The sequence below is a fragment of the Pedococcus soli genome (assembly GCF_054782575.1).
In genome coordinates, this window is the sequence record NZ_BAAGSF010000006.1 from 333554 (window position 1) to 359522 (window position 25969).

Below are 25969 nucleotides of genomic sequence, written 5' to 3' on the forward strand. Positions count from 1 at the left end.
TGCCGGTGGGCCACCTCGTGTGCGGACCGGCGCCGTGCGGACATGACGCCGTGATGACCTAACCATGCGCAGGGCGCGCCTGCCAACGGCTGTCACCGCCCGCTCGTAGCCTGCAGGGGTGCGCTTGCTCCACACCTCCGACTGGCACCTGGGACGCTCGTTCCACCAGGTGGGGCTGCTCGACGCCCAGGCGCAGTACCTCGACCACCTCGTGGAGACGGTGCGCAGCGAGTCGGTGGACGCGGTGCTCGTCTCCGGAGACGTCTACGACCGTGCGATGCCCTCCCCCGACACCGTGCAGCTGCTCAGCGAGACGGTGACCCGCCTCGTCGGCGAGGGGACTGTCGTCGTGCTGTCCAGCGGCAACCACGACTCGGCGATCCGGCTCGGGTTCGCCAGCGACCTGCTGGCCAGGACCGGCCTGCACATCCGTTCGTCACTGGACTCCATCGGCACGCCGGTGATGGTCGGCGACGTGGCCGTCCACCCGCTCCCCTACCTCGAGCCCGCCGTCGCGGCCGGCCCCCTCGGCACCACCGAGCGCACGCACGCGGGGGTCCTGGGGGCGGCGATGGCCAGGGTCAACGCCGACCGGGTCTCGCGCGGTGGGCGTTCGGTGGTCATGGGCCACGCCTTCGTCACCGGAGGGGCGACGAGCGACTCCGAGCGCGACATCTCGGTCGGCGGGGTCGGCGCGGTCCACCCACGCACCTTCGCCGGACACGACTACGTCGCCCTCGGGCACCTGCACGGTCGGCAGCAGGTCAGCGAATCCGTGCGCTACAGCGGGTCGCCGGTGGCCCTGTCCTTCAGCGAGCACCGCCAGACCAAGGGGTCGTGGCTCGTCGACCTCGATGACGCCGGCGTGCACGTGGAGCCGATCGACGCACCCGTGGCCCGCCCGCTCGCCGTCCTGCGTGGCGACCTCGAGGACCTGCTCGCCGACCCGCGCCACGGCGCGGCCGAGCGGGCGTGGTGCCAGGTCACCCTGACCGACGCGGTGCGCCCGCCTGCCGCGATGGAACAGCTTCGGCGCCGGTTCCCCCACACGCTGGTGCTGCAGTTCGACCCGCAGGGAGCGCCGGTGCCGGTGCGTTCCTACGCCCAGCGCGCGACGCAGCAGCAGCCGCTCGACGTCTGCTGCAGCTTCCTCGACCACGTCCGTGGCGGGCAGGCCCCCACCGTCGCCGAGCGCGAGGTGCTCGCCGCCGCCGTCGAGGCCGTTCGCACGGGACGCGCCGGGCGCGACGACGAGGGCCAGCTGTCCCCGGCCCGTCGACGGGTGGGCGCGGCATGAGGCTGCACCACCTGTCGGTCACGGCATTCGGCCCGTTCGCCGGCAGCGTGGAGGTCGACCTCGACGAGGTCGCGGCCGGTGGCCTCTTCCTCATCCGCGGGGCCACCGGGGCGGGCAAGACCAGCCTGCTCGACGCCATCGCGTTCGCCCTGTATGCCGACGTGCCCGGCTCGCGATCGAAGAAGGGCCTGCACAGCGACCACGCCGACCGCGGGGCCGTCCCGCAGGTGACGCTCGAGTTCACCGCGGTCGGACGACGGTTCCGGCTGGAGCGCTCGCCCGAGTTCTCCCGGCCGAAGTCCCGCGGCACCGGCGAGACGAGAGTCCAGGCCAAGGCCGTCCTGTGGGAGCAACGCGACGGCGGCTGGGAAGCCCTGAGCACCCGGCACGACGAGATCGCCGACGTCGTCAAGGACGTCCTGGGCATGGGGCTCGAGCAGTTCAACAAGGTGGTCCTGCTCCCCCAGGGCGACTTCGCCGCCTTCCTGCGGGCCACTCCGGAGGAGCGACGCGGTCTGCTCGAGAAGCTCTTCGACGTGTCCACGTACGCCGGCATCGAGGAGTGGTTCGCGACGCAGCGCAAGGATTCGGCTGCTGCCGTCGAGGCCCACCACAGCGCCCTGCGCTCCGACCTGGCCGTGCTCGCGGACGTGCTCGCGGATGCTCCGCCCGGGCTCGTGGCCGAGGCCCTGGGTCACGTCGAGGCCGCCAACCCTGACATGGACTCCGAGGTGCCCACGGACTGGTCCGCGCTGGCGCTCGACGAGCTGCCCGCGGCCCTCGACGTCGTGATCACCGCGCTCGGGACGGCCTCCGTCCAGGCCCTGGCAGCCGTCGACACCGCCCGGTCCGCCGACACCCTGGCCGCCAACGCCTTGCACGGCGCACGCGAGGTCAGTGCCCGCCGGGACCGTGGACGCCAGGCCGCCCAGGCCGTGGAGCGGCTCACCGCCCAGCAGCCGGCCGTCGACTCCGCGGCGCTGCGGGTCGATGCGGCGCTCCGGGCGCGCTCGGTGTCCGGCGACCTCGCGGCCCTCACCCGCGCCCAGGACACCGTCGCTCGAGCCGAGGAGCGGCTGGCCGTCACCACCCCCGCAGCCACCGCCCTCGGGGTGACCGGCGACACCCTCGCGGAGGCCGCGGACCGAGTCACCGCCGCCACCTCGACCCTCGACGACGCCGAGCGCCACGGCCGCTCCTGGCGGGAGCGGACACAGCAGCACACGACCCTCCTCGCGCAGACCCGTCAGGCCGAGGTCGCCCGCGACCAGCTGGAGGCTCGGGTGGTCGCACGGCGGGACGCCGCCCTGGCGGCCCAGCGCCAGCTCGCCGAGTCCACCCAGGCGGCGGGAGCGGTCGATGCGGCGGCTGCGCTCGTCAAGGACCTCGGCGTCCTGCACCGCACCCGGGTGGCCCTGGACGCCGGTCGGGGCGACCTGGTCACGGCACGAGCCACCTGCGACGGACACCGAACCACCGCGCAGGACCTGCGCGACACCTATCAGGACCTGCGCCAGGCCCGCCTCGACGGGATGGCGGCCGAGCTCGCCGCCCGGCTCGACGAGGGACAGCCGTGCCCGGTGTGTGGGTCCGCGGAGCACCCGACGCCTGCCACCGGCGAGGGTGCGGTGTCGGCGGACGACGTCGAGGCAGCCGAGCAGGCCTGGCAGCTGGCGGCAGCACGGCTCTCCGAGGCGCAGGCCGTGGTGGCGTCGATCGAGTCGGCACTCACCGAGCGCCAGAGCCAGCTCGGCGACGAGGACCGCGACGCCGCCGCCCTGGCGGAGGCGGTCGAGCAGGCCAAGGCCGAGCACGCCGCCGTGGTCCGGCGGGCCGCCGCGCTCGACCGGGCCAAGGCCCTCGTGGAGTCGACCGAAGACGAGATCGCGACGTTGGCCGAGCAGGCCGCAGACCTGCGCGACGGGCTGACCGCCGCGCACACGACCTTGTCCGCGCTCGAGAGCGACCTGGCCGCCGACGCCCTGGCGGTTCGTCACGCGCTCACCCGGCACGCTGCCGCCTGCCCGTGCACCGCAGGTCCCGGACCGGCTCAGCCTGACCCTGCAGCGCCGGACCCTGCGGTGCCGGACACCGCGGTGCCGGACACCGTGCTCGAAGGCGTCGAGGACCTCCTGGCCACCCTCGCCCCACTGCGGCGGCGTCACGATGCCGCGGCACGGGCGCTCGCCGACCACGCCGACGCCACCCTGGTCCTGGCGAGCTCCCGGGCAGCGGCGGCCACCGTCGTGGAGGCCACGACGGTGGCCCTGGCCGAGTCCGGGTTCACCGCTGCCGACGAGGCGCGGGCCGCGGCCCTGCCCGCGGACGACATCGCCACCCTCCAGTCGCGGATCGCGGCCCACAGCCAGTCCCTGGTCCAGGCGACCACGGTGCTGGACGACCCCGACGTCGCGGCAGCCCTCGCCGGCGAGGCCCCCGACCTCGAGTCCCTGGGGACCGCGGCGGAGCTGGCACGCCAGGCCTACACGGCGGCCCTGGGCACCGACACGCTGGTGCGGCGCACACTGGCAGGCGTCGAGCGCGTCCGCTCGAACGTCGCCGAACGCGGCCTGGCGCTGACCGAGGCTGCGGCCCGGCACGAGGTGCTGCGCGAGGTCGCCGACGCCGTCGCCGGCACCTCGACGTCCAACTCGCTGCGGATGCGGCTGTCGGCCTTCGTGCTCGCTGCGCGACTGGAGAAGGTCGCCGCGCTGGCCAACGAGCGGCTCGCGACCATGGGCGAGGGTCGCTACCAGCTGCGCCACACCGACGGTCTCGCCGCCCGCGGTGCCCGTAGCGGCCTCGGCCTCGAGGTGCTCGACCTCTGGACCGGTCAGGCTCGCGACACCAGCTCGTTGTCCGGGGGCGAGTCGTTCATGGCGTCGCTGGCGCTGGCCCTCGGGCTCGCCGATGCGGTGCGGGAGGAGTCCGGGGGCTTCGACCTGCAGACGCTGTTCGTCGACGAGGGATTCGGCACGCTCGACGACGCGAGCCTCGAGCAGGTGATGGCCGTGCTCGACGACCTGCGGGAGGGCGGACGCGCCGTGGGCGTCGTCAGCCACGTCGCCGAGCTGCGCACCCGCATCTCGAGCCAGGTCGTCGTCATCAAGACCGAGCGCGGCTCGACCGTGCGCACCGGCGTCGCCAACGACGCGGCCCCCGCCGCCTGAGCCGTCTGCAGGGCCGTCCCGTCCCGTGGTGTCGGCCTGCGCCGGCTCGTCCTGCAGCCGGGTCGTCCTCCAGCCGCGTCGTCCTGCGGTGCGCGCGGTTGTCCTCGCGCACCGCAGGGCGCCGGTCAGCTCTCGAACGCCTCGGGCGGCGGGCAGCTGCAGACGAGGTTGCGGTCGCCGTAGGCGCCGTCGATGCGGGCCACCGGCGGCCAGTACTTGTCGGGCGCGTGGACTCCCACCGGGAAGGCTGCGTCGGACCGCTCGTACGGGTACTCCCACTTGCCGGCGAGGGCCTTGGCGGTGTGCGGGGCGTTGCGCAGCATGCTGTCGACGACAGCCACCTCTCCGGCCTCCACCGCGGCGATCTCGTGACGGATCGCGATCATCGCGTCGCAGAACCGGTCGATCTCGCCACGGTCCTCGCTCTCGGTCGGCTCGACCATCAGCGTCCCGGCGACCGGGAACGACATGGTGGGCGCGTGGAACCCGTAGTCGATGAGCCGCTTGGCCACGTCGTCGACGGTGACGCCGCTGCGCTTGGTGAGGTCCCGCAGGTCGAGGATGCACTCGTGGGCCACGATGCCGTCGTGACCGGAGTAGAGCACCGGGTAGTGCTCGCGCAGCCGGGTCGCGATGTAGTTCGCGTTGAGGATCGCCACCTGGGTCGCGCGGGTCAGGCCGGCACCACCCATGAGGCGGACGTACGCCCACGAGATCGGCAGGATGCTCGCCGAACCGAACGGTGCCGCCGAGATCGGGCCGACCCCCGTCGCGGGACCGGCCTCGGCCGAGAGCGGGTGGTTGGGCAGGTGCGGCGCGAGGTGCGCGCGCACCGCCACCGGACCGACGCCCGGGCCGCCACCACCGTGGGGGATGCAGAACGTCTTGTGCAGGTTGAGGTGCGAGACGTCCGCCCCGAACTTGCCCGGTCGGGCGAGGCCGACGAGGGCGTTGAGGTTCGCCCCGTCGACGTACACCTGACCACCGGCGTCATGGACCAGGCCGCACAGCTCGGTGATGGTGTCCTCGAAGACGCCATGCGTCGACGGGTAGGTCACCATGATGGCCGCGAGGTCGTCCCGGTGCTGGTCGACCTTGGCGCGCAGGTCGTCCATGTCGACGTCGCCGCCGGGGGCGGTCTTCACGACGACGACCTTCATGCCGGCCATGACGGCGCTGGCGGCGTTGGTGCCGTGGGCGCTGGCCGGGATGAGGCAGATCCGGCGCTGCGACTGGCCGTTGGCCTCGTGGTACGCGTGGATCGCGAGGAGCCCGGCGAACTCACCCTGCGAGCCGGCGTTCGGCTGGAGCGACACCGCGTCATACCCGGTGATCTCGCACAACCACGCCGAGAGGTCACTGATGAGCGAGCGGATGCCCTCGGTCTGGTGGGCCGGGGCGAACGGGTGCAGGTGCGCGAACTCCGGCCAGGTCACCGCCACCATCTCGGTCGTCGCGTTGAGCTTCATGGTGCAGGAGCCCAGCGGGATCATGCCGCGGTCGAGGGCGAAGTCGCGGTCGGACAGGCGCCGCAGGTAGCGCAGCATGGAGGTCTCGCTGCGGTGGCTGTGGAACACCGGGTGCGTGAGGTACTCACTGGTGCGCACGAGCTCGGTCGGCCACCGGACGCCGTCGAGCGGGACCGACGTGGTGCCGGTGGCGCCGAACGCCGACCACACCGCGTCGAGGTTGCGCAGGTCCGTCGTCTCGTCGACGCTGACCGACACGCGGTCCGCGTCGACGCGCCACACGTTGACGCCGCGGTGGGCCGCCTCACTGACGACCTCGTCGGCGCGCCCCGGGACCGAGACGGTCACGGTGTCGAAGTAGTGGGTCGTGAGGACCTCCACCCCGCTCGCCTGCAGGCCCTCGACGAGTGCGCGGGCGTGGCCGTGCACGCGCTTGGCGATCGCCGCGAGGCCGTCGGGTCCGTGGTAGACGGCATACATCGAGGCCATCACGGCCAGCAGCACCTGGGCGGTGCAGATGTTGGAGGTCGCCTTCTCGCGACGGATGTGCTGCTCACGGGTCTGGAGCGCGAGCCGGTATGCCGGGGCCCCCTCCGTGTCGACACTCACGCCGACGAGGCGGCCGGGCAGCGACCGCTCGAGGCCGGCGCGAACGCTCATGTAGCCGGCGTGGGGGCCGCCGAAGCCCATCGGCACCCCGAAGCGCTGGGTCGTGCCCACCGCCACGTCGGCGCCCCACTCCCCCGGCGCCGTGGCCAGGGTGAGCGCGAGCAGGTCCGCGGCGGCCGTCACGAGCGCGCCGGCCTCATGGGCAGCTGCCGTGAGGGCGCTCCAGTCGCGGACCTCACCGTCGGCGCCGGGGTACTGCACCATCACGCCGAACACGGGGGCCCCGCCGGCGGCGGCCGTCAGGGCCTCCACCGAGGCGACCTCGTCCAGGTCGGCCTCCACGACACCGATGCCGAGGGGCAGCGCCCGGGTCCGCATGACGGCCAGGGTCTGCGGGAAGAGGTGACGGTCGACGACGAGGACGGCGTCGGCGCCGGCCTTGCTCGAGCGCCGCATCAGCGTCATCGCCTCGGCAGCGGCCGTGCTCTCGTCGAGCAGGGACGCGCCGGACGTGGAGAGGCCGGTGAGGTCGCTGACCACGGTCTGGAAGTTGATGAGGGCCTCGAGGCGGCCCTGCGAGATCTCCGGCTGGTACGGCGTGTAGGCCGTGTACCAGGCCGGGTTCTCGAGCACGTTGCGCTGGATCACGGCCGGGGTGATGGTGCCGTAGTAACCCAGTCCGATCATCGACGTCATCACGTGGTTGCGCCGGGCGAGGCCGCGCAGCTCCTCGACGACGGCGGACTCCGAGGGGCTGGGCTCGACCCGCAAGGGGGTGTCGCTGCGGATCGCGCCGGGCAGGGCCGCGTCCACCAGGGACTCGAGGCTGTCGCGGCCGACGGCGGCGAGCATCGCGGAGACGTCGTCCCCCGACGGGCCGATGTGGCGGCCGACGAACTCGGGCAGGCGGGTGGTCAGCTGCTCGGCGGTGGCGTCGGCACCCGCTCCGGTCGAGGCGTCGGCGGGCGTGCTGGTCTGCTGGGCGGACATGAGGCTCCTGAACGTCGGACTGCTCGGATCGCCTCCCCATCTGTCACGGGTTCGCCGCTCCAGAGGTGCCTGTCCCATGCAGTCCTGGCGCCTGAGAGGTTCCGGGGAGTTTGCCCCTTCGGCGCCCCGCCGTGGGCCGGGCGTCGAAACGCACGCGGCTCACGCGGGGACTCTCCCGCACGGGATGTTCAGCACCGCCCAATCTACAGCACGGGCCGCCGTCCCCGAGGGAGCGGCGGCCCGTGCAGGACAGCAGTGTGGTTCAGGCGTGGTCAGGCCAGGCGGGCCTGACGACGGACGCGGAGCTCGTCACCGGGGTGGTCCGCCGGGGCCTCCTCGTCGGTGCGCTCGCTCGGCAGCTCGGCGAGCTCGCCCTCGACCTCGCGCCAGACGCGGCCGACGGCGATGCCGAAGACTCCCTGACCACCCTGGACGAGGTCGATGACCTCGTCGGCGGAGGTGCACTCGTAGACCGACGCACCGTCACTCATGAGGGTGATCTGGGCCAGGTCCTCGACCCCACGCTCGCGCAGGTGGGTGATGGCGACCCGGATCTGCTGGAGGGAGACCCCGGTGTCGAGCAGTCGCTTGACCACCTTGAGGACGAGGATGTCGCGGAAGCCGTAGAGCCGCTGCGTGCCCGAACCCGTCGCGCCGCGGACCGAGGGCTCGACCAGGCCGGTCCGGGCCCAGTAGTCGAGCTGGCGGTACGTGATCCCGGCCGCCTTGCAGGCCGTGGGACCGCGGTAGCCGATGTCCTCGCTCAGCTCGGGCAGGTCGTCCGTGAACAAAAGCCCCTGTGCCGCTCTCGGCACACTCGTGTGGCCGTGGCCAGCCTCACTGCTCGTGTTCACGACGCTCACCTCCTGGTCGAACTACGGGTGTAACTACATGGGTTGCATTTGCGGGTCTGGGCTGACCGTACGGCCGCACAGATTGCAACGTCAACAACCACTCGACCTCGGGGTTTCGGCGTGTCGCGCCGTCGGGGTCGACTCTCGATGTTGAGTTGAGATAGAGGGTTTGAGCGTGGCCGCTCAGGCTTCTGGGTCGGTTTCGCCCGGTTTGGTCTCGAAGTCCTCGGCCGAGACGTGGTCGAGGAACTCGCGAAAACGCTCGACCTCGTCGTCCTTGTCCTCCTCGCCGGTCATCGCGACGCCCGCCTCCTCGAGGAGCGACTCCCCCGCGACGATGGTCGTGCCGGTGCGCAGCGCCAGCGCGATGGCGTCCGAGGAGCGCGACGAGATCTCGGTCGTCCCGTCGAGGACCAGGGCCGCATGGAAGACTCCGTCCCTGAGCTCGACGATGCGGACCTCCGTGAGCTTGTGGCCCAGACCCTCGATGACGTTCTTCATGAGGTCGTGGGTCAGCGGGCGCGGCGGCTCGATCCCCTGCTGGGCGTACGCGATGGCCGTCGCCTCCGCTGCGCCGATCCAGATCGGCAGGTAGCGGTCGCCGTCGCGTTCCCGCAGCAGGACGATGGGGTGGTTGGTGGGCATCTCCACCCGGACGCCGAGGACCTCGAGCTCCTTCACTGCTCCACCGTACCCCGGTTCAGCCGCGCTGCAGTCCGTCCTTCACGAGGGCGGTGTGCAGGGCGACGCACAGCCGCAGCACCTCCCCCGTCGGGTCGGCCGCGGCACCGCCGCGACCCCCCTTGCCGGACGCGGCACGGTGGGGCGTGACGACCTGCTGGACCAGCCCGATCTCACGATCCGCCGCCGTGCGGAACGGACGGAGGTGCCGGGGCTCGACGCCGTAGGCCGCGAGGGCGCCGGCCGCGTGGGCGATGCCCAGGGCCGCCTCGCCGTAGTGCCCGGCAGCATCCGGGCGGACGAGGCCGAACGTCTCGAGGGCGTCGATCGTGGCTGCGTCCAGGCCGGCGGCGGAGCCGAGCTCGTCGCGGGTCAACCGCAGCGACCCCACCTCGGTCAGGGCAGCGGCCGTGGGCACGTCCGGGTCGGTGACCGGCGCAGGGACCGAGGGCCGCGGCATACCGGCGGACGAGCCGCGCTCCGGCGTGAGGCCACGGTCCAGCGCGTCCAGGGCGTCACGGATGACCTTGAGCGGCCAGAAGTGGTCGCGCTGCGCCGTGAGGATGTAGCGCAGCCGGTCGACGTCGGCCGCGGAGTACGTGCGGTAGCCCGATCCCGTGCGCGCGGGCGTGACGAGGCCCTCGGCCTCGAGGAACCGGATCTTGGAGATGGTGATGTCCGGGAAGTCCTCACGCAGGGCAGCCAGCACCGCCCCGATCGCCATCAACTGCCGTGGTGTGCGAGCGGTCACCAGGGGCCTTGCGTCAGGCCCTGCCGGCGTAGAAGACCAGGCGGAACTTGCCGATCTGGACCTCGTCGCCGGTCTGCAGCGTGGCCTCGTCGATCCGCTCGCGGTTGACGTACGTGCCGTTGAGCGAACCCACGTCGCGGACGACGAAGGTCTCGCCCTCGCGACGGAAGTTCGCGTGCTTGCGAGACACCGTGACGTCGTCGAGGAAGATGTCGCTGTCGGGGTGACGGCCGGAGTTGACCTCGTCGTCGTCGAGGAGGAACCGCGCACCGGTGTTGGGTCCGCGCAGGACGACGAGCAGGGCGGTGCCGGGACGCAGTGCGTCGACCGTGGCCTGGTCGGCCTTGCTGAGCGAGACCTCGGTCTCGGCCGACGTGTCGACCGGCTCGAGGCCCGAGATGCCGGGGAGACGCATGGTCGTCGGCTCGTGCGGGTGCGACGCCTGCTCGTCCATCTCGCTGCCGTTCATGGGTGCTGCGCTCCTCTGTTGTCGTCAAGCCCCTCTAGCAAAGCACACACCCTAGGTGACGCCGCCGACACTGCGCAGCGAAATCCGGCCCGGGTGCCGGCGGTCGGTCAGCCGAGCTGACCCTGGTATGCCGCGGGGTCCAGGAGGGCCTCGACGGCAGCGGCGTCGGAGGGCCGGAGCTCGTACATCCAGCCCTCGCCGTAGGGGTCGGTGTTGACGAGCTCCGGGGTGCCGTCGAGCGCCTCGTTGACCGCGGTGATCTCACCGGCGAGCGGGGCGTACAGGTCGCTGACCGACTTGGTCGACTCGACCTCGCCGCAGGCGTCGCCGGTCGCGACGGTGTCGCCGACGGTCGGGAGGCTGACGTAGACGACGTCACCGAGGGCGTCCTGGGCGAAGGAGGTGATCCCGATGCGCACGGTGCCGTCGTCGCCGGAGCGCACCCACTCGTGCTCGGCGGTGTAACGCAGGTCCTGGGGGTACTCCAGCTCGCTCATGCTGCTCCTCTGGCGCGTGACTGACGGTGTGACGGAACGCTGTTGGCCGACAGTGTGTCCGACGGGGGTCGGACGTGGTGGGGCGGGGTGGGTCGCGGTGCGTCCTGGCTGCGGGCGGCCTACTTGGACGGCGTCGGGACGGGCCGAGCGTAACGAGGGTCCTGAAGGGAGTGCAATGCAGTGACCTCGATCGAGTCGGCCTGGCGCACGGTCGAGGTGGCTCCGTCCTTGCGGACCGACTCCGTCACGCCGCCGGGGATGTCCATGGCGGAGGCCATGGTGGCCGGGTCGCCGATGGCCTTGATCGAGTAGGGCGGGTCCACGCGCGTGCCGCTGATCTCCACGCCGCCGTCGGCGTCCGCGAACCACGTGCTCGCGACGATGCGGACGTCGCCGATCTGCACGGCCTCGGCGCCGGCGTCCCGCAGCTCCTGCAACGCGTCGAGCAGCCTGGCCGCGCTGATCTTCCGGTCGGGGTCGTTGATCGTGATGACGACGCCGCGCCCGGTCGCCGGGGCGGTGCCGGTGAGGATGCCGAGGGTGTCGAGGCGCTCCTGGGCGGACTTCAGCGCCTCGGCGCTGGAGTCGACACCGGACAGGAGGGCGTCACGGCTGCTCTCGAGCTCGCGGGTGTCGCTGGCCAACCGCCCCTGCGCCTGGCTCACGTCGTCGAGGATCCGGACCAGCTCGTCCTCGCGCAGCTGCTCCAGCCCGCTCTGGTTGGTCTGCTGCACCTGGGTGGCGATGGCGAAGCCGAGCGCGATGGCGAGGAGGGCGGCGAAGGCGTTCGCACGGGTGGCGCGCGGGCGTGCCATGCGCAGCAGCGTGACCCACGCGCTGGACGTGGGCGGGGAGGACGGTGGCGTCGTCGTCATGCCTTGAACAGGTGTCGGCGGATCGAGGCGACGTTGGAGAAGATGCGCACGCCGAGGACGACGACGACGCCGGTGGACAGCTGCGAGCCGACACCGAGCTGGTCACCGAGGAAGACGATGAAGGCGGCGACGACGACGTTCGCGAGGAACGAGACGACGAACACCTTGTCGTTGAAGATCCCGTCCAGGACCGCACGCACCGCCCCGAACACGGCATCGAGGGCCGCGATCACGGCGATCGGCAGGTACGGCTGCAGCACGAGGGGCACGTCGGGGCCCCAGAGGAGCCCGATGAGGACGCCGCCGACGAGGCCGAGCAGGGGTATCACGGTGTGTTCTCCGAGGTGGGCGTTGGGGAGTCGGTCCTGGAGCTCGAGCCCGACGGTGCCGAGCCCGAGGACGCCGAGCCAGATCCGGGTTTCGAGGAGGTCGGGGTGCTCGAGGTCGGTGCCGGCACGGTGGCCTCCCGCACGGTCAGTGCGGTGGCCGCAGGCACCGTGAGGTCGTCCTTGGCGTCAATGGAAACACGGATGCCGTAGTTGTCCTTGAGGGCGCGCGCGTAGGCGCCCCCCGCCGTCTCGGCGAAGTCCACCTGGAGCCCGTCGGGGTCGCCCAGCACGGTGATCGTGTAGGGACGGGCGAGGGGTCGGTAGTTGACGAGGATGGCGTCACCGGCGAAGCGGATGGCCGATCGCGAGGTGAGCCGCTGCCCGTTGACCGAGATCGCCTCCGCCCCGGCCTCCCACAGTCCGTTGACCACGACCTGCATGTCCTTGGAGTAGAGGATGCCGTCGGTGTTCTCGCTCGACGTGCGCGGGTTGCCGTCGGCACTGGTGTCGCCGGCCCCGGGGGCGTTGTCGAGGACGACCACGATGCCCTTCCCCTGCAGCGCCTGGGCGCCCGACGCCAGGTCGAGGGCTGCGAGCCGGCTCTGCAGCGAGCTGGACGTCTGGCCGAGGGCCTGGCTGCGCAGCTCGTCCACCTGCGCCTGGAGCTTGCGCAGGGCAGTCTCCTGGCGGTCGACGGCGGTCCGGCGAGCCTCCACCTGGGAGACCAGCTGGGCCTTGGCCCTCGCGGCCGAGGTCGACGGGGCCCGCAGGGCCACCGCGCCGAGCGCCAGGAGCAGGCCCACGACGGTCGCCGCCACGACCACGGTCAGCGTCCGGGTGCCCGTGCTGGGCGGGAGGCCCTCCGAGACGCGCCGCTCGGCCGCGGCGGCATACCCGGGGTCGAGCGGGCGCTCCATCATCGAGGTGAGCAGGGTCATCGACTCGTCCGGCCGTCGCCCCGTGGGGGTCGGGTCGGGTGCGGAGGTGCGGTGCGACGTGGGAGCCATCGTGACCTCAGCGCGCGGCGGCCACGCGAGCAGCCACCACCTGCCGCGCCTGGACGATGTACATCACGCCGGCGACCCAGTAGAGCGCAGTACCCCACCACGCGAACGCCCACCCGATGGGCAGCGCCCAGGCGGCGAACCCGCTGTCCCCCTGGCCCAGGAGCAGCAGCGGGAAGGCGTAGAGGAGGTTGAACGTCGCCGCCTTGCCGATGAAGTGGACCGGCAGGCCCGTCTGTCCGTGCCGCTTGACCCACCAGAGCACGCCGGCGAGCAGCAGCTCCCGACCGACGAGGGCCCAGACCAGCCACCACGGGATGACGTCACGCACGGCGAGGCCGACGAGCGTGGTCGCGATGTAGAGGCGGTCGGCGAACGGGTCGAGCAGCTGCCCGAGGCGGGACTCCAGGCCGTACCGGCGCGCGATCTTCCCGTCGAGGTAGTCGCTCAGCCCCGAGAGCATCAGCGTCACGAGGGCGATCGCGTCGTGCTCGGTCAGGATCGCCCACAGGAACACCGGGACGCCGAGCAGCCGCAGCATCGACAGGACGTTGGGCAGGGTGAGGACGCGGTCGGACACGAGGGACACCCCCGAACCCGTCCCCCGATCACCCTGTGCCGCCACGCCCGAAGCCTAACGGGCGGCTGGGACGTAGAGTTCGCAGGCATGGACAACCCGCTGGTCGGACCGGGTCTGGCTGCGCTCCGCGAGCGCCGGAGCGTCAAGTGGCGCCTGTACGGACCTGACGTCCTGCCCCTCTGGGTCGCGGAGATGGACGTCGTCCCGGCGGAGCCCGTGCAGCGTGCGGTGGTCGACGCGATGCGCTCGGGCGACACCGGCTACCCGTGGGCCGAGGACTACGCCACGGCCCTGTCCGCGTTCGCGACGCAGCGGTGGGGGTGGACGCCGGACCCGGCTGCCATGGCGATCGTGCCCGACGTGATGCTGGGGGTGGTCGAGGTGCTCAAGCTGGTCACCGGCCCCGGTGACGCGGTCGTGGTCAGTCCCCCCGTCTACCCGCCGTTCTTCCAGTTCGTCCGGAGCCTCGGCCGCAGGGTGGTCGAGGCGCCCCTGTCCCCCGCGGGTCGGCTCGATCCCGAGGCCGTCGAGCGGGCCTGCGTGGAGGCCACGCGCGGTGGTGGTCGGGCGGCATACCTGTTGTGCAACCCGCAGAACCCCACCGGGGCGGTGCACACGGCGGACGAGCTCACCGCGGTGCTCGAGGTCGCGAGCGCCCACGGGGTACGGGTCGTGGCGGACGAGATCCATGCCCCGCTGGCCCACCCCGGGGTGAGGTTCACACCGGTGGCCTCGCTCCCGGCAGGGACAACCGCCATCTCGCTGATGTCGGCCTCGAAGGCGTTCAACCTGGCCGGGCTCAAGGCGGCCATGGCTGTGCCGGGGCCGCAGGCTCGCGAGGACCTCGCCCGCATCCCCGAGGAGGTCTCCCACGGAGCCAGCCACGTCGGTGTCATCGCCCACCGGGCGGCCTACCTCGAGGGAGGTCCGTGGCTGGACGCGCTGCTCGCGGGTCTCGAGGAGAACCGACGCCTGCTCGGGTCGCTGTTGGCGCAGCACCTGCCTGAGGTGGGGTACCGCGAACCGCAGGGCACGTTCCTCGCCTGGCTGGACCTGAGGGCGTACGACCTCGGCCCCGATCCTGCAGCGGTGCTGCGCGAACGCGCCAAGGTGGCCCTGCACCCCGGCCCCGGCTTCGGCGCGGGCGGGCAGGGCCACGCCCGGCTCAACTTCGGGACCTCGCCGGAGATCCTGCGCGAGGCCGTGACCCGGATCGCCGCGGCGGTCTGACGAACCCCGCGTCGGGAGTCACCGGACCTCGCGGGCACTCGTCGGGACTCGCCGCCGCATCGAGCTGGGTCAGCCCTTGCTGCGCAGCGCCTCCAGCGTCTTGTCCACCCTGCGGGCGCGCGTCTCGGCGGCCTTGGCCCCCTCGATCGCCAGCGCGTGCTGGCGCTGGTGGGAGTAGGAGAGCTTCGCCCAGGCGGCCTGCGCGGCGGGGTCGCCGGCCAGGGCCGCCGCCAGCTCGGCCGGGACCTCGACGGTCCTGGGGGCCGTGTCGAGCTCGAGCTCCACCTCGTAGGTCCGGCCGCCCACGGCACCGGTCAGCGCGCGGTTCTCGGCGCTGACGCCCACCCAGCTGCTGCCGCCCATGGGCGCGACGCTGCTGCGGTACGTGGCGCCGTTGAGGGTCACCGTCACCTTGGGGCGCTTGCCCCCGCCGAGACCGTCGACCACCTCCTGCGGCACCTCGAAACCCGTGGTCGTTCTACCCGTCTGCTGCAGCTCGGCCGTGAACCTCATGGGAGCGAGTATGCCGCGTGGCACAGTGGGTGAATGGCTGACAGCAGTGGGTTCGACGGCTTCCCGGTGTGGGGTGTGGAGTTCTACCAGGACCTCGAGGAGGACAACACGCGGGAGTTCTGGCTCGCCCACAAGACGCGCTGGCAGACCGACGTCCGGGACCCGATGCGCGCCCTGGTCGACGCGCTGGAGGACGAGTTCGGACCGGGCAAGCTGTTCCGCCCCAACCGGAACCTGCGCTTCAGTGCCGACAAGTCCCCGTACAAGACGCACCAGGCAGCCCTGGTGGGTCGGGACAAGGGTGCCGGCTGGTATCTCCAGCTGGGCGGTGACGGCCTCACCGTGGGCGGGGGGTTCCGCGCGCACTCCCCCGCTGAGACGGTTCGGTACCGCGCCGCGGTCGACTCGAGCGCGTCCGGGCCGGCGCTCGAGCGCATCGTCGCCGACCTCCGCGCGGCCGGGTTCGCGCTGGAGGGGGCGGAGCTGAAGACCCGGCCGAAGGGATTCGGGGCCGACCACCCACGGCTGGACCTGTTGCGGCGCAAGGAGATGATGGCCGTCCGTCGGATCGGCGCACCGGACTGGCTGTCGACGCCGAGGACCCTCGCGGAGGTGCGGACGTCCTGGCGGCAGGTGCGTCCGCTCACCGAGTGGGTGCTGGAGCACGTGGCCACCGACTGACCGGCTGCTGCCAGAGCCTGTTCGCCCGGGCGGCACAGGCCTAGAGTCCGAGGATGAGCTTTCTCGTCCCGGCGCAGGCCTACGGCAGGTTCATGGGCCGGTACTCCGAGCCCCTCGCCGACCAGTTCGTCGAGGTCGCCGGGATCCGGCCGGGTCAGCGCGCCCTCGACGTCGGGTGCGGACCGGGCGCCCTGACCGCCCGGCTGGTGGCGGTCCTCGGACCGGAGCGGGTGTCGGCCGTCGATCCGTCGCTGCCGTTCGTCGAGGCTGCACGGGAGCGCTTCCCCGGGACCGAGGTCACCGTGGGCAGCGCCGAGTCGCTCGAGTTCGCCGACGACTCCTTCGACGCCGCGATGGCGTCCCTGGTCGTGCACTTCATGACCGACCCCGCTGCCGGTCTCGCCGAGATGGCTCGGGTCACCCGCCCCGGGGGTGTCGTCGCAGCCACGGTGTGGAACCACGGCGCAGGTGCGGGACCGTTGTCGCTGTTCTGGGAGGCCGTCAGGGCGGTCGACCCGCAGGAGGAGGGCGAGAACGACTACGCGGGCGTCCACGAGGGCGACCTCGCCAGCCGGTTCCGGGCAGCAGGCCTGCACGACCTGACCGAGACGGTCCTGACGGTGCACGTGCCGTACGACTCGTTCGAGCAGTGGTGGGAGCCCTACACGCTCGGGGTCGGGCCCGCCGGTCAGTACGTGCTGGGACTCGACGAGGCCGGCCGCGCCCGGCTCGAGCAGGAGTGTCGCGGACGGGTGCCCGACGTGCCGTTCGTCGTGGCAGCCGAGTCGTGGTGCGTCACCGCCCGCGTGGCGGGGTGATCGCAGGCGCCCGGACGGGCGCCGGGGGTCGGGGGTCGGGTCACCCCTCGGCGGCGGCGCCCTCGATGGCCACACCCGCGATGGGGGTACCTGCGGGGAGATCGAGCACCTGTTGGTGGATCTGCCCGGCGATGTTCGTGGCCACGACGAAGTCCTGCACCTCCAGGTTGTCGACGGTCAGGGCACCGCCGAGCACGGGTGGGTGGATGAAGCTCAGCACCTGCACGGGTCCGGGGACGATCCCCTGCTCGGCGGCGGCCAGGGCCAGCTCCCCCATGAGGTAACGGTCCTGCCCGTCCTGGGTCAGGAGCGCGGCCTCCACCGACTCGCGGTCCGGCCAGGCGTGGACGAGGGTCCCCTCGACCGTGTCGAGGAACGCGAAACCGCCCGGCGTCTGCAGGATCACGTCACCGAAGAGGGTCGCGTGGAGGGGCAGGGCGTCGGCCAGGTCCAGCCAGTCCCACGACTCGAGCGCGCCGGCATACTCCTCGGCGCTGAACTCCTTGGTGAGGTCCACGCCGCGATTAGACCACGCACGAACGCCGTCCAGGCCCGGTTGGCCCCACGACACGGACGCGGTCGAGCCTGGTCACGGCACTGGCCGGCCGGCGGCAGGACGGGTCACTGCCCCGCGCCCCGCAGCGCCGCGTCCACCGCCTCGGCGACGACCGCAGCCGCGGGTGAGTCCTCGCCGCGCAGGCCCGCCACCACACCCTGTCGATCGGCCTCCGAACGGTTCTGGCTCAGCTTGGCCTTGCCCTCGACCCGCTCGACGGTCACCTCGACGCCGACGATGGCCCGCAGCTGCCCCTCGAGGTACCGCTGCGGGGCGTCGTCGCTGCTCCACGGCTGCGGCCGATGGCCCTCGTGACGGGTGACGAGGGCGTCGACCGCGGTGCGCAGCCACTGGGGATCCTCGTGGATCCGCGCCCGACCCACGAGCTCGACCGCGGAGTAGTTCCAGGTCGGGACCACCCGGCCGTGCTCCGCCTTGCTCGCGTACCAGGAGGGTGAGACGTATGCGTCCGGCCCGGTGGCCACCACGACCGCCGGCGCCCCGTCGCCGATCTGCTTCCAGTGCGGGTTGGCCCGGGCCATGTGAGCGATGACGGTGTCGCCCTCCCAGAGGATCGGCAGGAACGTCACCAACGGGTACCCGTCGCTGCCGACCGTGACCAGCTGCGCGGTCGCAACCCCAGCGACCAGGGCCCGCAGCCCTGCCTCGTCCGGGATGGCGTTGAAGTGGGGAACGTACATGGGTCCAGTCTCCCTCGGTGGGGTCCTGAAGGGCAGGAGTCAGGCGGTGGGGTCCTGAAAGGCAGGAGTCAGGCGGTGGGGTCCGGAGCGGGCTGCGGTACCCGGGCCCCGAGCCGCGCCCGCACGGCCCCGGCGGCGCACAGCACCACGACGAGACCACCCAGCACCGTGACCGGTGTGAGCGACTCGCCGAGCAGCAGGGCAGCCCACGCGATCGACAGGACCGGTTGCACGAGCTGGACCTGGCTCACCCTGGCCATCGGCCCGATGGCCAGCCCGCGGTACCACGCGAAGAAGCCGAGGAACATGCTGACGACGGCGAGGTACGCGAAGGCCGCCCACTGCGTCGGCGAGGCCGTAGGGGTGTGCCGCGCGACGGAGGTCGCGGCCAGCACCACCATGACCGGTGAGCAGAGCACCAGGGCCCAGGAGACCGTCTGCCACGCCCCCAGCTCGCGCGCGAGGAGGCCGCCCTCGGCGTAGCCGACGGCGGCAGCGAGCACCGCACCGAACAGCAGGAGGTCGGCCAACCGCAGGTGGCCGAACCCACCCCACTGGGCCGACGCGAATCCCGTGGCGGCGAGGGCACCGGCACCCGCAGCGGTCCAGAACCGCGGCGGGGGGCGTTCGTTCCCACGCAGGACGGCCATCGCCGCGGTCGCCGCCGGGAGGAGGGCGATGACGACAGCGCCGTGGCTGGCCGGCGCGCTGCTGAGCGCGTACGACGTCAGGAGGGGGAAGCCGACCACCACGCCGGCGCCCACCACCGCGAGCCGTACCCACTGTCGTGGTCGCGGCAGGGCCTGCCGGGTCAGGGCGAGCGCCGCACCGGCGAGGACGGCTGCAGCAACCGCACGCGCCGATCCGATGAAGAGGGGGGACAGGCCCCCTACGGCCACGCGCGTGAAGGGCACGGTGAACGAGAAGGCGACGACTCCCACCAGTCCCCAGGCCAGTCCGGCACCAGGAGCGGCAGGTACCGGAGTGCCCTTCGCCAGAGTAGCGCTACTGTGTTGGCTCATGAATGACGATAGCAGTTCACGCATCTCCGCAGCTCTGCGAGCGTGGATCGCGGACGCACCGGTCGGGGCGCGCCTTCCGTCCACACGAGCTCTCGTTGCCGAGCACCGGGCCAGCCCGGTGACCGTTCAACGCGCCCTGCGCGAGCTCGCGGGTGCTGGACTGCTGGAGACCCGCCCCGGGGTGGGCACCTTCGTCCGGACCGTCCGAACAGCGCGTCCTGCCGACTACGGGTGGCAGACGGCCGCCCTGGGGTCCCCGGAGGTGCGCAGCCACGGTGTTTCCACGGCGATGCGCACAGCACCCAACGACGCCATGGCTCTGCACTCCGGGTACCCCGACAGGGAGCTCCTGCCCGAGCGCCTCGTCCGCGCGGCGCTGGGCCGGGCCGGTCGCAGCGACACGGCCATCTCCCGCCCACCCGTCGCGGGTCTCCCGGAGCTGCAGTCCTGGTTCGCCCACGAGCTCGGCGCCGCCTGCCCGGCCGGGACCGCCGTGCCTGGTCCGAGCGACGTCGTCGTCCTGCCCGGGAGCCAGGGCGGGTTGAGCTCGATCTTCCGGGCCCTCGTACCGCGGGGACGGGCCGTCCTCCTCGAGTCGCCCACCTACTGGGGCGCCATCACGGCTGCGGCCCAGACCGGTGTCCGCGCCGTACCCGTGTCCACCGGGCCGGAGGGTCCGGACCCCGAGGAGCTCGACAGGGCGTTCACCGAGAGCGGTGCACGGGTGTTCTACGCCCAGCCGACCTTTGCGAACCCCACCGGGACCCAGTGGTCGACCGAGAGAGCCTCGGCGGTGCTGGACGTGGTGCGCGCCCACGGCGCATTCCTCGTGGAGGACGACTGGGCCCACGACTTCGGCATCACGTCGACGCCACGCCCCTTGGCGGCCCAGGACGACTCGGGCCACGTGGTGTACCTGCGCTCGCTGACCAAGAGCGTGTCCCCCGCCCTGCGCGTCGCCGCGGTGATCGCTCGCGGCCCGGCCCGTGAGCGCATCCTGGCCGACCGGACCGCTGAGTCGATGTACGTGAGCGGGCTGCTGCAGGGGGCGGCGCTCGACGTGGTTACGCAGCCCGCCTGGCAGACACACCTGCGAGGGGTCCGCGACGCGCTCCGCGCCCGCCGTGACCTGCTCGTCGACAGCCTGCTCGAGCACGCGCCGGCCGCACTCGTCGACCAGGTTCCGCCCGGCGGGCTCAACCTGTGGGCCCGGCTGCCGGACGGCACCGACGTCCGCGAGCTCGCCCAGGACTGCGAGCGCGCAGGCCTCGTCATCGCTGCGGGGGACGAGTGGTTCCCCGCGGAACCGACCGGACCGTTCCTGCGGCTCAACTACTCGGGCCCCAACCCGTCGGCGTTCCCCCGGGCTGCTCAGGTCCTGGGGCGTGCCCTCAGTCGCCGAGGGTGATCTCCCAGCGGCGCAGCAGCGCGTACGGCGCGAACGTCGAGCGGCTCGTCACCTCGGTCGGCTGCCAGCCGCGGCGCGCATAGAACCGGGTGGCGCGGTGGTTCTCCTCGTACACCCGCAGCCAGGCGTGTTCGTGCCCCTGACCGTGCAGCGTGGCGAGGACCTCGTCGTGGACCCGGCCCGCCAGCCCGCTCCCCCACGTGGCGACAGCCGTGCCGAAGTGCAGGAACTCGCCGTCACGGGTGGCGGCGAACCCCTCGATCGCCGCGTCGACCACGACGGCGTAGCACCGCACCTCGGGGTCCTCGAGCTCGACGGCCCACCGTTCACGCAGCTGGTCCGTCGGGAACGGGTGGTCGTCCTGGGGGAAGATGTGGCCGAGACCGAGGACGGCTCCTTCGCGCTGCACGACCAGGAGCTCCTCGAGGTCGTCGCGCCGCAAGGGTCGCAGCAGCGTCATGCCCGAGACCCTAGATGGCGCTCGTCCGCTGGCCCGTCATGAGGGGCATGACGGCGCGCGCACGCAGCCGATCCTGTGAGGACGATAATCCGCGTTGGCGCTCAACGGCCTGCCTCGTCGATCCGCTCTGAGGCAAAGGCGAGTCGAGCAGGAAGACCCCCTCCCGCATGTGGGAGGGGGTCTTGGCCAAGTCGGATCAGAGGCCGGCCTTCTTGGCGCCGTAGGTAGCCTGCGCGACGGTGTAGCCGTCGCCCGCCGACGATGACAGCTGCTGTATGAGCCCCTTGCGCGAGAACGCGGTGATGTCGAGGTAGTTCTTCGCAGCGATCGCAGCCTGCTCGTTCCAGTTCACCTTGACGTGATCGGCCGCGTAGGTAGCGTCCTTGACCGAGTAGCCATCGCCCGCGGAGGACGACAACTGACGGATCAGACCCTTGCGAGAAAATGGCGCGAAGCTGAGGTAGTTCTCGGCGGATCGAAGGGCATTCTGCTGGCCCGCCGACAGCTTCGGCTTCGCCGGCACAGCTGCCGCCTTCGCCGCGCTGGGAGTCGTTGCCGGCTTCGGAGCGGCGGCCGCGCTGTTTGTCTGCGTGGCCGGGACGCTCGAAGACGACGGAGCCTTGTCGCCGCCACCTCCTGCCGCGATGGCGATGACCGAGACGAGCACGAGGCCAGCCAACCAAAAGCGCTTCTTCTTGAACCACGGGCGAGTCGCCTTGGCGTAGGCCTTCGCGGCCTTCGCCGCTGCCTTCGGATTCGCGTTCGGGTCCATTCCGACGGGGGGACTGTCAACGGATGACATAACTGGCTGTTCCTTCAAGGTCTGGTGCGGACAGATTGCCCCTTAGGCGGGCTGGACCCATCCGCCGACTTTTTGACGGTGCGACGAATAGAGGTCGTCGCTCAGGGTTTGCTCACTAGCCGTGAGGGCTGCGCCACCATTGCACGCCTTCACGTTCCAAGTAGTCGGAATGGCACAAAAATGGCCTTTCGGGCCATAAGCATCAAAGCCCAGCCGACGCTTCTGCGCGGAGACGACGACGGGGTCCGACCTGCGTGAGCAGATCGGACCCCGATCGGTCGGGCTGACAGGATTTGAACCTGCGACCCCTTGACCCCCAGTCAAGTGCGCTACCAAGCTGCGCTACAGCCCGTTGTGGAGTTGTCGCCCCGTGCAGAATCGCGCCGAAGCACGACCGCGGGAGCGAACGAAACCCTAGCGCACGCCATACCCCCGCTTGAAATCGGTATGCCGCCGCGCGACCCGGTGGGCGTCGGCCGGCGTCAGCGCACGGGGTGGTCGGTGACGGCCGACAGCACGTCCTGCGCGAGGAAGCGGCCCAGCGATCGTGAGTAGACGGCGCTGTAGTGGTTGGTGTCGTGCAGGACGTTGACACCGCCGACGACGCTGCGACAGGTCCTGGCGTCGCACACGTGGTCGGTGAGGTCGATCCGGCCCAGACCGCGGACCCGGCCGGCGAGGGTGTCGGTGGCGCGTTCGAACGCGCCGAGCCGGACCACGGAGCTGCGGGCGACCGAGCAGGTCTCGAGGTGGTCCAGGTTCTGGTTGGTGCAGGTCGAGTCGAGCACCCCGGTCCTGCCGGGGTTGTCGGTCATGGCGAGCACGACCGAGCCCCGCCGCGTCCAGGCGGTGACGACGGGAGAGAGCGCGTCGACGTACTGCTGCACCTGGGGACGGCCGGTGCCGTCGTCGATGTGCTCGCGCTTGCTGGACACCGAGACGATGACGACGTCCGGGCGTTCCCGGGTCACGGCCGTGTCGACAGCCGGGCCGAAATGGGGGCAGACGTCCTCCGAACGCCCCTCGATCGCCCCGGGGGCCTGCTTCGTGGGGATGGGCAGGCACCCGCCGATGGCCAGGGAGGTGACCTTCCAGTGGTGCCGGCGACCCGCCTCCGCGAGGGCCGGCACGAGGTGCTGGGCGTGCGAGTCCCCGACCAACCACACGCGCAGGGCTTTGGCGTCCCCTCCGGAGAAGTCGCAGTCGGTGCGCGGCTTCCACCCGGCGACCACCATCGAGGCGTCGTCCCGGCACCCGGCGACGTTGTGGAAGTCCTTGTCCACGTCGGAGACCGGGGCGATGAGGGGACGCTGGTAGGGGTCGCCACACTCCCGCTCGAGGGCACCGGCACCGACGCACACGCCGTGCGTGACGGCCGAGATGAGGTCGGCCCGCACCGCGTCCGCGCGGCGCGCCGACTCGACGCTGACACCGGACGCCAGCCCGACCACCACGGCCATGGCCACCGCTGTGGACGCCAGGGACCTGAGCCGGCCGGCCTTGAGGAAGCCGGAGCGTTGGGCGGCCTGCTCGACGTACCGACGGGTCAGCCAGGCGAGCAGCAGCGTCAGGGCCAGCACGGCCAGCCGGGCGGCGAGGCCGTGGCTGCCCACGGCGTACGGGAGCAGGACCAGGAGCGGCCAGTGCCAGAGGTAGACCGAGTACGAGATGTCGCCGAGGAACTGCACCGGGCGCACCGAGGTGATCGGGTCCAGGGGGGCACGCAGGCGGGACTCCCCGGCCACGAGGACCGCGGCGGCACCGAGGACGGGCACCAGCGCCGGGGCTCCGGGCACAGCCGTCCGGCCGCCGAACACCACCATGGCGCCCGCCATGAGCAGCCACCCGCCGACGGCCAGGGCACCCGCCGAGGAGGTGCCCAGCACGGGGCGCCCGCCCCGGGACCTCGCCAGCACGGCGACCAGCGCGCCGATGCCGAACTCCCAGGCGCGGGTCCACGTGAGGAAGTACGCAGCCGTGGGCGAGGCCGCGGTCTGGACCACGGCCGCCACTCCCGACGCCAGCACGATGACGCCCACTCCGGCCCCCACGGCGGCGAGGCCGTGGGAACGGTCGTTCCCGCGGCGACGCCGGCGGCGCAGGGCCACGAAGCCCAGGAACAGCGCGGGCCAGACGAGGTAGAACTGCTCCTCGACGCTCAGGGACCAGTAGTGCTGGAACGCGCTCGCCGCCTCGTCGTGGGCCTGGTAGTCGACCGCGAGCCGCACGAGCTGGAAGTTCTCCACGTAGAGGGTCGACGCGATGGCCTCCCCCACGTTGCGGTCCCACACCGTCGACGGCACGAACAGGACCATGGCGACGAGGCTGACCACGACGACGAGCAGGGCGGCGGGCAGCAGGCGGCGGGCGCGCCTGCTGTAGAACGCGACCAGGCCGATCCGGCCGGTGTCGGCGAGCTCACGCAGCAGGTGCAGGCTGATGAGGTAGCCGGAGATGACGAAGAAGACGTCGACGCCGACGTACCCGCCGGTCAGCCGGCCCGGCCAGAGGTGGTTGAGCACGACGCCGCCGACGGCCAGCGCGCGCATGGCCTGCACGTCGCGGCGCGCGGGCGTCGGGGCACGGGTCCCCGCCGAACCGGCACGCGTCGCCGCGGCGTCGGGCGCACGAACCGGGGCGGGCACCTCCACGCTGTCGGTCACGCCTACTTGCGCTTGCGCTTCTCGCGGACGCGGACCGACACCTCGATGGGCGTGCCCTCGAAGCCGAACTCCTCGCGCAGTCGGCGCTCGAGGAACCGGCGGTAACCGGCCTCCAGGAAGCCGGAGGCGAAGATGACGAAGCGCGGCGGCCGGGTCGAGGCCTGCGTCGCGAACAGGATGCGGGGCTGCTTGCCGCCCCGCACCGGGTGCGGGTTGGACGCGACGATCTCGCCGAAGAACGCGTTGAGGCGACCGGTCGGCACACGGAAGTCCCAGGACTCCAACGCCTTCTCCAGCGCAGGCACGAGCTTGTCGACCGAGCGACCGGTCTTCGCGGAGATGTTGACCCGGGGTGCCCACGGGATCTGCACGAGCTCGCGCTCGATCTCGCGCTCGAGGTAGTAGCGGCGCTCCTCGTCGAGGGTGTCCCACTTGTTGTAGGCCACGACGAGCGAGCGGCCCGCGTCGATGACCTGCTGCACGACGCGGATGTCCTGCTCGGCGATCTGCTGCTCGGCGTCGATGAGGACGACGGCGACCTCGGCCTTCTCCAGGGCCGTCTGCGTGCGCAGGGAGGCGTAGAAGTCGGCGCCACGGGTCTGGTGCACACGACGACGGATGCCGGCGGTGTCCACGAAGCGCCAGGTCTTGCCGCCGAGCTCGATGAACTCGTCGACCGGGTCACGGGTGGTGCCGGCGACGTTGTCCACGACGACCCGGTCCTCGCCGGCGAGCTTGTTGAGCAGCGACGACTTGCCGACGTTGGGGCGGCCGATCAGGGCCACGCGACGCGGGCCACCGCGTTGGTAGGCGTCGGAGTTCGCGGCGACCGACGGAAGGACGTCGAGGACGGCGTCCAGGACGTCACCGCTGCCGCGTCCGTGCAGGGCCGAGACGGGCCACGGCTGCCCCAGCCCGAGGTTCCACAGGGCGGCGGCGTCGGCCTCGGTGCGCTGGTCGTCGACCTTGTTGGCCACGAGCACGACGGGCTTGCCCGAGCGACGCAGGAGCTTGACGACGGCCTCGTCGTCGTCGGTGGCACCGACCGTCGCGTCGACGACGAACATCACGACGTCGGCGAGGTCCACGGCCACCTCGGCCTGCTCGGCGACACGCAGGTGGATGCCGGTGGCGTCGATCTCCCAGCCGCCGGTGTCGACGAGGGTGAACCGGCGCCCGGCCCAGTCGGCGTCGTACGCCACGCGGTCACGGGTCACGCCGGGCACGTCCTCGACGACCGCCTCGCGACGGCCGAGGATGCGGTTGACGAGCGTGGACTTGCCGACGTTCGGGCGGCCGACGACGGCGACGACCGGCAGCGGACCGCTGCCGACGACGAACCCGTCCTCGTCGACGTCACCGTCGATGAGCGAACGGTCCTCGTCGGTGAGGTGGAAGTCCTCCAACCCCACGCGCAGGGCGCGCTCCACGGTCGAGTCGTCGGTCAGGTGCTCACTCACGGCAAATCCTTGCGTTGGTCTGTGTTCGGGCCACGGCGCGCGGTATGGCGCGGGGCCGCCCCACATTGTCGCGCACTTTT

Annotated in this window: 24 protein-coding genes, 1 tRNA gene and 1 riboswitch; of the genes, 6 read left to right on the forward strand and 19 right to left on the reverse strand. The window is 72.1% G+C overall.

Annotated elements, in window-relative coordinates; all coding sequences use genetic code 11:
- The first annotated feature begins 118 nt into the window (after positions 1-118).
- Both ACYVKF_RS16865 and ACYVKF_RS16870 read left to right on the forward strand, forming a co-directional pair.
- Entirely contained in the window at positions 119-1297 is a 1179-nt protein-coding gene (locus ACYVKF_RS16865) for an exonuclease SbcCD subunit D (RefSeq protein WP_460967932.1), read from the forward strand.
- On the forward strand, positions 1294-4467 hold the full coding sequence (locus ACYVKF_RS16870; protein WP_460967934.1) for an AAA family ATPase: 3174 nt from the start codon (positions 1294-1296) through the stop codon (positions 4465-4467). Before ACYVKF_RS16865 ends, ACYVKF_RS16870 begins: the two co-directional genes overlap by 4 nt.
- A 125-nt stretch (positions 4468-4592) precedes the next feature.
- On the opposite strand, the gene gcvP is transcribed toward ACYVKF_RS16870, so the two are convergent.
- The 10 genes from gcvP to ACYVKF_RS16920 all read right to left on the reverse strand — a co-directional run bounded on the left by gcvP (position 4593) and on the right by ACYVKF_RS16920 (position 13620).
- A complete protein-coding gene (gcvP, locus tag ACYVKF_RS16875) occupies positions 4593-7535 on the reverse strand; it encodes an aminomethyl-transferring glycine dehydrogenase (protein WP_460967936.1) in 2943 nt (980 codons plus the stop codon).
- A 69-nt stretch (positions 7536-7604) separates the two neighbouring features.
- A riboswitch (glycine riboswitch) is annotated at positions 7605-7723 on the reverse strand.
- A gap of 84 nt (positions 7724-7807) precedes the next feature.
- A complete protein-coding gene (locus ACYVKF_RS16880; RefSeq protein ID WP_056917077.1) occupies positions 7808-8389 on the reverse strand; it encodes a MerR family transcriptional regulator in 582 nt (193 codons plus the stop codon).
- A 183-nt stretch (positions 8390-8572) separates the two neighbouring features.
- Entirely contained in the window at positions 8573-9070 is a 498-nt protein-coding gene (locus tag ACYVKF_RS16885) for a bifunctional nuclease family protein (protein ID WP_460967938.1), read from the reverse strand.
- 19 nt (positions 9071-9089) lie between these two features.
- A complete protein-coding gene (ftsR, locus tag ACYVKF_RS16890; RefSeq protein ID WP_056919037.1) occupies positions 9090-9794 on the reverse strand; it encodes a transcriptional regulator FtsR in 705 nt (234 codons plus the stop codon).
- A 40-nt stretch (positions 9795-9834) separates the two neighbouring features.
- Positions 9835-10290, reverse strand: coding sequence for an FHA domain-containing protein (locus tag ACYVKF_RS16895; protein WP_056914471.1), 456 nt, complete (start codon positions 10288-10290; stop codon positions 9835-9837).
- A 107-nt stretch (positions 10291-10397) separates the two neighbouring features.
- Entirely contained in the window at positions 10398-10787 is a 390-nt protein-coding gene (gene gcvH, locus ACYVKF_RS16900; protein ID WP_056914472.1) for a glycine cleavage system protein GcvH, read from the reverse strand.
- Between the two features lie 119 nt (positions 10788-10906).
- Complete coding sequence (locus ACYVKF_RS16905) at positions 10907-11602, reverse strand: DUF881 domain-containing protein (protein WP_235529159.1); 696 nt, start codon at positions 11600-11602, stop codon at positions 10907-10909.
- A 56-nt stretch (positions 11603-11658) separates the two neighbouring features.
- Complete coding sequence (locus ACYVKF_RS16910) at positions 11659-11991, reverse strand: small basic family protein (RefSeq protein WP_056914474.1); 333 nt, start codon at positions 11989-11991, stop codon at positions 11659-11661.
- Entirely contained in the window at positions 11988-12998 is a 1011-nt protein-coding gene (locus tag ACYVKF_RS16915) for a DUF881 domain-containing protein (RefSeq protein WP_460967941.1), read from the reverse strand. Before ACYVKF_RS16915 ends, ACYVKF_RS16910 begins: the two co-directional genes overlap by 4 nt.
- A gap of 7 nt (positions 12999-13005) precedes the next feature.
- The gene (locus ACYVKF_RS16920; protein WP_255353295.1) at positions 13006-13620 is read right to left on the reverse strand and encodes a CDP-alcohol phosphatidyltransferase family protein; all 615 of its coding nucleotides are present in this window, start codon (positions 13618-13620) and stop codon (positions 13006-13008) included.
- 42 nt (positions 13621-13662) lie between these two features.
- Here ACYVKF_RS16920 and ACYVKF_RS16925 point away from each other — a divergent pair, with 42 nt between their 5' ends.
- Positions 13663-14805, forward strand: a complete 1143-nt coding sequence (locus ACYVKF_RS16925) for a MalY/PatB family protein (RefSeq protein ID WP_460967944.1) — start codon at positions 13663-13665, stop codon at positions 14803-14805.
- 69 nt (positions 14806-14874) lie between these two features.
- On the opposite strand, the gene ACYVKF_RS16930 is transcribed toward ACYVKF_RS16925, so the two are convergent.
- The gene (locus ACYVKF_RS16930; protein WP_056919041.1) at positions 14875-15318 is read right to left on the reverse strand and encodes a YdeI/OmpD-associated family protein; all 444 of its coding nucleotides are present in this window, start codon (positions 15316-15318) and stop codon (positions 14875-14877) included.
- A 33-nt stretch (positions 15319-15351) separates the two neighbouring features.
- On the opposite strand from ACYVKF_RS16930, the gene ACYVKF_RS16935 reads away from it, so the two are divergent.
- Together ACYVKF_RS16935 and ACYVKF_RS16940 are read left to right on the forward strand one after the other, a co-directional pair.
- Complete coding sequence (locus tag ACYVKF_RS16935) at positions 15352-15999, forward strand: DUF2461 domain-containing protein (protein ID WP_460967946.1); 648 nt, start codon at positions 15352-15354, stop codon at positions 15997-15999.
- A 53-nt stretch (positions 16000-16052) separates the two neighbouring features.
- A complete protein-coding gene (locus ACYVKF_RS16940; RefSeq protein WP_056914480.1) occupies positions 16053-16817 on the forward strand; it encodes a class I SAM-dependent methyltransferase in 765 nt (254 codons plus the stop codon).
- Positions 16818-16857: 40 nt separating this feature from the next.
- Here ACYVKF_RS16940 and ACYVKF_RS16945 read toward each other — a convergent pair whose 3' ends face one another.
- The 3 genes from ACYVKF_RS16945 to ACYVKF_RS16955 form a co-directional block, all read right to left on the reverse strand.
- Positions 16858-17334 carry a hypothetical protein gene (locus ACYVKF_RS16945; protein WP_460967949.1) on the reverse strand — a complete coding sequence of 159 codons (477 nt, stop codon included), beginning with the start codon at positions 17332-17334 and terminating at the stop codon, positions 16858-16860.
- Between the two features lie 104 nt (positions 17335-17438).
- Positions 17439-18074, reverse strand: a complete 636-nt coding sequence (locus tag ACYVKF_RS16950) for an FMN-binding negative transcriptional regulator (RefSeq protein WP_056919044.1) — start codon at positions 18072-18074, stop codon at positions 17439-17441.
- A 68-nt stretch (positions 18075-18142) separates the two neighbouring features.
- Positions 18143-19096 carry a DMT family transporter gene (locus ACYVKF_RS16955; RefSeq protein ID WP_460967951.1) on the reverse strand — a complete coding sequence of 318 codons (954 nt, stop codon included), beginning with the start codon at positions 19094-19096 and terminating at the stop codon, positions 18143-18145.
- Between ACYVKF_RS16955 and ACYVKF_RS16960 the strand changes: the two genes are divergently transcribed.
- Positions 19095-20504: an aminotransferase-like domain-containing protein gene (locus ACYVKF_RS16960; protein ID WP_460967953.1), complete on the forward strand. Its 1410-nt coding sequence runs from the start codon at positions 19095-19097 to the stop codon at positions 20502-20504. The genes ACYVKF_RS16955 and ACYVKF_RS16960 overlap by 2 nt on opposite strands.
- On the opposite strand, the gene ACYVKF_RS16965 is transcribed toward ACYVKF_RS16960, so the two are convergent.
- From ACYVKF_RS16965 to der, 5 genes are all read right to left on the reverse strand, one after another.
- A complete protein-coding gene (locus tag ACYVKF_RS16965) occupies positions 20488-20964 on the reverse strand; it encodes a GNAT family N-acetyltransferase (RefSeq protein ID WP_460967955.1) in 477 nt (158 codons plus the stop codon). The two genes, ACYVKF_RS16960 and ACYVKF_RS16965, sit on opposite strands and share 17 nt — an antisense overlap.
- Before the next feature lie 196 nt (positions 20965-21160).
- Positions 21161-21736, reverse strand: coding sequence for an Ltp family lipoprotein (locus ACYVKF_RS16970; RefSeq protein ID WP_460967957.1), 576 nt, complete (start codon positions 21734-21736; stop codon positions 21161-21163).
- A 308-nt stretch (positions 21737-22044) separates the two neighbouring features.
- Positions 22045-22118 (reverse strand) — tRNA-Pro (locus tag ACYVKF_RS16975).
- Positions 22119-22248: 130 nt separating this feature from the next.
- Positions 22249-24429 (reverse strand): acyltransferase family protein, encoded by a 2181-nt coding sequence (locus ACYVKF_RS16980; RefSeq protein WP_460967959.1) that lies wholly within the window; start codon positions 24427-24429, stop codon positions 22249-22251.
- A gap of 2 nt (positions 24430-24431) precedes the next feature.
- Positions 24432-25955, reverse strand: a complete 1524-nt coding sequence (gene der, locus ACYVKF_RS16985; RefSeq protein WP_460967961.1) for a ribosome biogenesis GTPase Der — start codon at positions 25953-25955, stop codon at positions 24432-24434.
- Positions 25956-25969: the final 14 nt, after the last annotated feature.